The organism is Streptomyces sp. SID14478, assembly GCF_010548525.1.
In the GTDB taxonomy this organism is placed as follows: domain Bacteria; phylum Actinomycetota; class Actinomycetes; order Streptomycetales; family Streptomycetaceae; genus Streptomyces.
Map to the genome: position 1 here is coordinate 1 of NZ_JAAGMG010000857.1, position 907 is coordinate 907.

Below are 907 nucleotides of genomic sequence, written 5' to 3' on the forward strand. Positions count from 1 at the left end.
CGCGCCGCGGCTTCGTCCTGGTCACCGAGCCGCTGCCGCGCGGCACCGTGCGCCGCAAGGTGTACGCCGCCGACTACGTGGCCGACGTCGCGAGCGACTCCGCCGCGCTGCAGACCTCGGCCGTCGTGGAGGGTACCGCGGCGGGGCCGGTGCTGATCGGCGCGAGCCGCGAACGCGTCGGCTTCGACCGGACCTTCTCCCTGCCGGCGGTGCGGCGACTGGCCGCTCGGGCCACCGCACTGTTCCCGGTGCTGGGCGAGGTCTCGGCGCTGCGCTCCTACCTGGGGTTCCGCCCCTACATGCCCGATCATCTGCCCGCGATCGGCCCCGATCCCCGGGTGCCGGGACTGTTCCACGCCTGCGGGCACGAAGGCGCGGGGATTGGACTCGCCCCGGCGACCGGCCACTTGATCGCGCAGCGGCTCACGGGCAAGGAGACGGACCTGGACCTGACCCCGTTCCGCCCCGACCGCTTCACCGGGTCCCGCCACCCGTCCGACGAGGAGGCCTCGTGAGCCGTGCCCGCACCCCCTTGCGCCTGGCGGCCGCCGCACCGGGGCCCGCCTTCACCGTCACCTTCGACGGCCGGGCGATCCCGGCGCTGCCCGGACAGACCGTCGCCGCAGCTCTCTGGTCGGCGGGCGTCCTGTCCTGGCGCACGACACGGGTCGGCGGCGAGCCGCGCGGCGTGTTCTGTGGGATCGGCGTCTGCTTCGACTGCCTCGTGTCGGTCAACGGCCGCCCCAATCAACGCGCTTGCCTGCTCCCGGTGGAGCCGGGCGACGCCATCCGCACGCAGGAGGGGACCGGTCATGGCGATCTCGCGCACTGACCCCAGGAGCGTCGCCGTCATCGGCGCCGGCCCCGCGGGGCTCGCGGCCGCCGTCGCCGCCGCCGGCCGGGGCGT

2 protein-coding genes are annotated in these 907 nt (G+C 75.6%); both read left to right on the forward strand.

The window, feature by feature from the left end; genetic code table 11:
- Positions 1–515, forward strand: a 515-nt coding sequence (locus G3I40_RS28100) for an FAD-binding oxidoreductase (protein WP_164305178.1), incomplete at its 5' end; no start/stop codon positions are given.
- The gene (locus G3I40_RS28105; RefSeq protein WP_164305180.1) at positions 512–832 is read left to right on the forward strand and encodes a (2Fe-2S)-binding protein; all 321 of its coding nucleotides are present in this window, start codon (positions 512–514) and stop codon (positions 830–832) included. The genes G3I40_RS28100 and G3I40_RS28105, both read left to right, overlap by 4 nt.
- Positions 833–907 lie beyond the last annotated feature (75 nt).